Raw genomic sequence first — 6,004 nt, forward strand, 5'->3', positions numbered from 1 at the left:
TGCGAATTATGGTATTCTGTTGATGCATCAAGACGAAAAACCTCTTTCATTGTTAGTGTCGGAACTCCAATGATAACTGATTTTTCCGTCTTGGTGTTTTTTTATTCAGATTTTCTTAAGGTGGCTAACTTGATTATAAAATTCGCCAAAATCAAATTAAGCTCAAAAAATCACATTTTTTATCAATTGTTTTCATAGCGCTTACATTTATATGGTGATTTTATGATAAAATGAATTTTGTATGAAAAAAGGTGAAAAGTTTTTTTTACAACTAGGGGGAATAAAAATGTTCAAACGATTACTCAGAATGGGGTTGATCGCTGCACTTTTTTCTATTGTTTTAGTGGGATGTTCTAAAAACAATAGCGGAAGTAAAAGTTATTCCAGCAATGAGATTTCAGTAATGGTGCCAGATTGGGGAGCACCAACGCAAAAAATGTTGGATCAATTTGAGAAAGAATCTGGCGTTAAAGTAAATATGCAACCAACTGCTTGGGATGACATTAAGAGTAAAGTTTCGATTGCATCAAACGGAAAACAAGCTCCAGCAGATGTTTTTGAAGTCGATTGGTCATGGATGGGGGAATTCCAAAAGGCTGGTTGGCTCAATAAAGTTGACGTAAGCAAAAATGACGTGAATGATATTCCATCACTAGCTACTTTTAAAGCTGGTGACGATTACTATGCTGTTCCTTATTCTCACGGTATCCGTCTATTGTATGCCAATAAGAAAATGTTATCTGATGCCGGTATCGATCAAATGCCAGCAACTTGGTCCGATATGGACAAAGATATGAAGGAACTTAAGGATAAAAAGATCGTTAAATATCCACTTCAGTTCCCGTTAGGAGCTGAAGAAAATGCTACTACTACTTTCCTTACTTATGCATACATGAGAAATGGTGTCATTTTTAATAAAGATAATAGTTTAAACAAAAAGAGTGCTTTAGATACATTTAAGTATATCGATAATGCCGTTAAATCGGGCTATATCGATCCAAACAGTGTTTCAACTGGTGGAATGGATACATATAATGGAATCAATTCCGGAAAGGGTGCAATTTTAATTGGACCTTCATCATTCATTGTTAGCTCCAATAATAAGAAAGTATCGAAAGTGGTCGGTCAAGTCGAACCATTGAAGATTCCTACAAACGACGGTTCCGCTCCAAAATCAGTTGCCTACACAGAAGCTGTTGGTATTTCCAAGTTCTCAAAGAATAAAAAAGCTGCCGCTAAATTTGTTAAATGGTATTCTTCTCAAAAAGTTCAAAAGCAATTGTACAAATCATTGAACAATATTCCAACTAGAAGTAGTGTCCTACAAGAATTAACGGACAATAATTCAATTAAGAATGGTAAAGTTTTAGTTGATTCAAACAAACTATTGACGATGCCATTCCCTAATGGTATTCCAGATAATTACGGCAAGCTAAGTAGTGCCATTTTCAACACCGTAAATAAAGTTGGTCGTCAAAAGATGACTCCGGAACAAGCAACTAATTCTTTAGCAAAGCAAATTGACAAACTTAATAAAGACTAATTAAAACAAGAAAACAAGGGATGTTACCATGTTTTCTTGTTTTAATATGGAAGGTAAAATCGTGCGAAATAAAAACTTATGGGCTGCCATCTTACTACTACCGTGTATCTTGATTATAGGTGGAACGGTCTTTCTTCCAATCATAACGACATTTGGCTATAGTCTCAGGGATATGAATTTAACTGAGGTTACGACCAACAAATTCGTAGGTTTTGAAAATTATCGTAAGGTATTAACCAATCCGGATTTTCGTGATGCCTTAATGAACAACTTGACTGTATTAGTACTCGTTATCGTCTTAGGATTGATTACTAGTGTTTTCGTAGGTGTTGTTCTCAACAATTCGTCTAGATTTGGCTCGTTATTGACGGCCATTGTTATAATTCCTTGGGCATTACCACCATTAGTTAATGGAATTATGTGGAAGTTTATTTTCTTCCCCGGATATGGCTTGTTGAATAAATTGTTGATGGATGCACATTTGATCAATACGCCAATTTCTTGGATAACTAGTCGCTCGCTTTTCTTATTCGTTGTTGCGATAATTATCATTTGGCGAACGGTGCCGTTTTGTGCCATCTTGATTTTGGCTAATTTGAAAAACATTCCTGATACTTACGCTGAATCTTTTGAATTAGAAGGGGGTTCCAGATGGCAGATTTTTACTAAAATAACTTTGCCACTATTAATACCCTCACTAGGTGTCGTCTTGATCAATTTAACTACATCAGCAATGAATGTATTTGATGAGATCATCGCATTATCTGGCTATCAATCAGACAATGCATCACTTATGGTGTATAACTATTCTACGATTTTCAATTTCCTTGATTTTGGTATGGGGAGTGCGACTGCGTATATCATCATGCTACTAGTAGGGATTGTAGGGTATTTTTATGTTAAAAATATGACTAAAAACATTAAGGTATAAATATGAGGAAATCAACTATTGGATATTCAATTTCAAGTTTATTAATTATTGTTGTGACGTTGTTACCAATTATTTGGTGCTTGATTATCAGTCTGACACCAGAGTCAGATATGCTATCATCGCAATTCCAATTGAGCAGTAAGAACGTGACTTTTGGAAATTACCAAGCAATTTTTAATTTGAGTACGCCACAGAGTCAAACGGTAATTTTGGGTTTAGTAAATAGTCTTAAAAGTTCGATACTAACAGTTATCATAGCTTTACCAATTTCATTTATTACTTCGTATGCTCTGTACCGTTACAAATTCAGATTTAAAAAAGTTTTTATAAAAGTGCTGATTTTGACACTAGTTTTTCCAGTATTAACGACTATCGTGCCTATTTACAATATGTTTAAAAACTTAGGTATGTTAGATAGTATGTTTTGGACTTCGATCATTTATACTTCTTCGTTGTTACCACTAATCACTTGGATAAATTTGAATTACTTAAATTCAATTTCACCAGAAATTTTTCAAGCAGCTAAGATTGACGGATTTTCTGAATCACAAACGTTTTTCCGGATTGCCGTACCACTATGTCGACCTATTTTGGTGACGGGAACCTTAATCATCTTCTTAGCAATTTGGAAACAATATATGATACCGATGATCTTGTTAACCACTTATAAAAATCGGACTTTGACCTTGATCCTGTCAACATTCATGACTCGTAATTCGATCGATTATGGTTTAATTGCTGCCATCGGAGTGATCTCGATCATTCCACCAATAATAATTGCATTGCTATTTAGAAAGTTCTTAGTAAACGGATTTTCTTCACAAGCATAAAAAAACGATGATAAATCTCTACATAAAAAGTAGAAATCTATCATCGTTTTTATTTACTAAAAACCATCCAATTCAACCGGCATCCACCGCAACAAAAGCTTCCAGATAAACACATAAACAACAGCCAACAAAACCCCAACCAAGTTATCAAATATCCGGATAGCCACAGCAGAATTCCCACTAAAAATAGTAAAAGCCAGTGCCAAAGCACCAAAGCAGTTGAACACATTTTTAAAGCGGTATGTTGCAGAAAGTCCCAAACAGACTCCACCAATGATACCTAGTAAGTCTTTAGGAATGAAGTTTACCAATATCATGAAAAGAATGGAACCGGCGATAACTCCCACCATTCGGTCGATTACTCGGCTTTTTGAATTAGAGAAATCAAACGTCGAAATAATCGATGAAAAAGCAAAGCCGACCCACATTGCACGTGGCAGATTCCAGACTTCGCTCAACAAAATTACTAAACTACTACCAATGGCGTAGTAAGCTAGCCAAATGTTACGCATTGAAGCAATACCCTTATCAAATATTGATTGGGAGATCGACACTTCCGTATCTTTGTGACGATGTTTTTGGAAAAAGATGACCGCAAAGAGTATGAAACAGCTAAGTAACACCCAGAAACGAGAATTGAGTTGAGCTGGACTGAGTTTAACGCTAGTTCCCAATAAGAATATGTACGAAAAAGAATACAATCCAGGATTCCCCATTTGTGGTTCTTTCCCAGTCAAAAAGAGCAGTAATAATAAGTTGATCAAGTTGAGCACAAACTTCAAATAAATATTCTCCAGCTGAAAAATCAGCGGGATTGAAAACAAGACGGCAAAAATTATTCCCAGACTGACGATCGAATGGCTGATCTTATAGCCGAAATGGACGAAGCGCAAACTCAGCAACATGCAGAACAAGATCACAGCTAGAAAGGAATTTTCCATTCCAAAGCCGTAACTTATCGCCGAGATGAATGCAATCGCAAAGGCTACGATCAAGACACTTCGTAAAAGCATGATTAAGAATAATTTTTGACGCTCATTTTTGGAAACAGAGTTGTGGATCTGTTTTTTTAAGACGAACGGATCCAGCTGTAATTTCTGATAAAATGTCATGGTTCCTCCTTCAAAGCAGCATTGAGCAGTGTATAAAAAGGCAATCGAAAAGTCAATATAAAGCGATATCATTATCTTTATAATTACCGTTGCGACCGCACCAGATCCATACTATATTAGTAACAGTAGGTAAACGTAAGTTTTAAAGAGGTATCGATATGGAAAATAAAGATGTGCCATTATTCATTCAAGCTCTGCGGGAAAAAGTTGTTCCGGCAACAGGCTGTACGGAACCGGTGGCAGTCGCTTTAGCTGCGGCTACTAGTCGAAAGTATTTAGCAGTCGATGAGGTCGTTGAGCAAATCAAGGTCGCGGTGTCTTTAAACATATATAAAAATGCTTTAGCGGTCATCGTACCAGGTACCGGCGAGCCTGGCTTAGAAGTTGCTACGGCTGCCGGTTTCTTAGCAGGTGATTCAGATAAAGGGCTAAAAGTCATTGCCGATATCGAGCCAGCTGATGTTGAAGAAATCATAACATTGGCTGAATCTGGTAAGGTCCAGATAAAACTAGCCAAAGACTGCCCGGGATTTTTTGTCCAAGTCGAGCTTAAAACTGCGCAAAATACAGTCACAGTGAAAATAGTAGGTAGTCACACCAATATCGTGGGGATCACCAAGAATGACCAGGTGATTTTGAAGCAAACGGAACAACAAACTAGTAAACAGCCAACGATTGATGATTGGCTCCGTACTAAAAAATTACGCGATATTTGGGATTTTTCTCGTGAAGTTCCTTTAGAAAAAATTTCTTTCATGCAAAAAGCCGCCGAGCTCAATGTTGCTCTGGCTAATGAAGGATTGAAAAACATGTATGGCCTCCAATCAGGCCGGAAATTGCAGCAAGCGATGTCTGAAGATACCCTCGATCATCAACTTTTGATTTATACGCAGGCAGCTGCCGATGCACGAATGGGTGGTGCTACAATGCCTGCCATGACAAACTCTGGTTCGGGCAATCAAGGCATTACGGCCACGATCCCAGTCTATGTGGTCGCCCAACGGCAAAAAGTTGAGCAGGAGAAATTTATCCGGGCTCTAGCTTTGTCACATTTGGTGGCCATTTATATTCATTCATTTTTGCCAGTTTTATCGGCTTTTTGCGCGGCTGATTCGGCTGCTATGGGTTCAGCTGTCGGTATCTGTTACTTGTTCGATGAAGATTTTGAAGTGGCACAAAATGCCATCAACAATATGGTCGAGGATTCGGTCGGCATGGTTTGCGACGGTGCCGGTTGTGCCTGCGCATTAAAAGTTGGTAACGCTGTGTCATCAATGTATCGAGCCGTCACATTAGCACAACAAGGTGTGGCGATTCCCGTTAGCAATGGCTTGATCAGTGAAGATATCGACCAAACAATCCGCAATATTGGTCAATTAGCATCGAAAGGGATGCGTCAAACGGATCCAGAAATTTTGGATATCATGATTAATAATAAGTGGCGAATTTTATAATCAAGTTAGCCACCTTAAGAAAATCTGAATAAAAAAACACCAAGACGGAAAAATCAGTTATCATTGGAGTTCCGACACTAACAATGAAAGAGGTTTTTCGTCTTGATGCATCAACAGAATACCATAATTCGCAA

The 6,004-nt window shown here is 37.6% G+C and carries 5 protein-coding genes; 4 read left to right on the top strand and 1 reads right to left on the bottom strand.

The genetic code is table 11. From position 1 onward, the window contains the following. Positions 1-286 precede the first annotated feature (286 nt). From EKM69_RS11960 to EKM69_RS11970, 3 genes are all read left to right on the top strand, one after another. Positions 287-1,543 carry an ABC transporter substrate-binding protein gene (locus tag EKM69_RS11960; RefSeq protein WP_164505945.1) on the top strand — a complete coding sequence of 419 codons (1,257 nt, stop codon included), beginning with the start codon at positions 287-289 and terminating at the stop codon, positions 1,541-1,543. Between the two features lie 61 nt (positions 1,544-1,604). Next, complete coding sequence (locus EKM69_RS11965) at positions 1,605-2,474, top strand: carbohydrate ABC transporter permease (protein WP_225423893.1); 870 nt, start codon at positions 1,605-1,607, stop codon at positions 2,472-2,474. 2 nt (positions 2,475-2,476) lie between these two features. Next, entirely contained in the window at positions 2,477-3,304 is an 828-nt protein-coding gene (locus tag EKM69_RS11970; RefSeq protein WP_125711325.1) for a carbohydrate ABC transporter permease, read from the top strand. Positions 3,305-3,360: 56 nt separating this feature from the next. Here the strand turns inward: EKM69_RS11970 and EKM69_RS11975 are convergent, their stop codons facing one another. Next, positions 3,361-4,416 (bottom strand): FUSC family protein, encoded by a 1,056-nt coding sequence (locus EKM69_RS11975; protein ID WP_164505946.1) that lies wholly within the window; start codon positions 4,414-4,416, stop codon positions 3,361-3,363. Between the two features lie 158 nt (positions 4,417-4,574). Here EKM69_RS11975 and EKM69_RS11980 point away from each other — a divergent pair, with 158 nt between their 5' ends. Then, on the top strand, positions 4,575-5,870 hold the full coding sequence (locus EKM69_RS11980) for an L-cysteine desulfidase family protein (RefSeq protein ID WP_125711329.1): 1,296 nt from the start codon (positions 4,575-4,577) through the stop codon (positions 5,868-5,870). Positions 5,871-6,004 lie beyond the last annotated feature (134 nt).

It is taken from the genome of Companilactobacillus zhongbaensis (assembly GCF_003946515.1).
Lineage (GTDB): Bacteria > Bacillota > Bacilli > Lactobacillales > Lactobacillaceae > Companilactobacillus > Companilactobacillus zhongbaensis.

Excerpts from the sequence above, each read along its gene's own strand:
- EKM69_RS11980 (WP_125711329.1), top strand. The coding sequence starts at position 4,575 with ATGGAAAATAAAGATGTGCCATTATTCATTCAAGCTCTGCGGGAAAAA.
- EKM69_RS11960 (WP_164505945.1), top strand. The coding sequence starts at position 287 with ATGTTCAAACGATTACTCAGAATGGGGTTGATCGCTGCACTTTTTTCT.
- EKM69_RS11970 (WP_125711325.1), top strand. The coding sequence starts at position 2,477 with ATGAGGAAATCAACTATTGGATATTCAATTTCAAGTTTATTAATTATT.
- EKM69_RS11975 (WP_164505946.1), bottom strand. The coding sequence starts at position 4,416 with ATGACATTTTATCAGAAATTACAGCTGGATCCGTTCGTCTTAAAAAAA.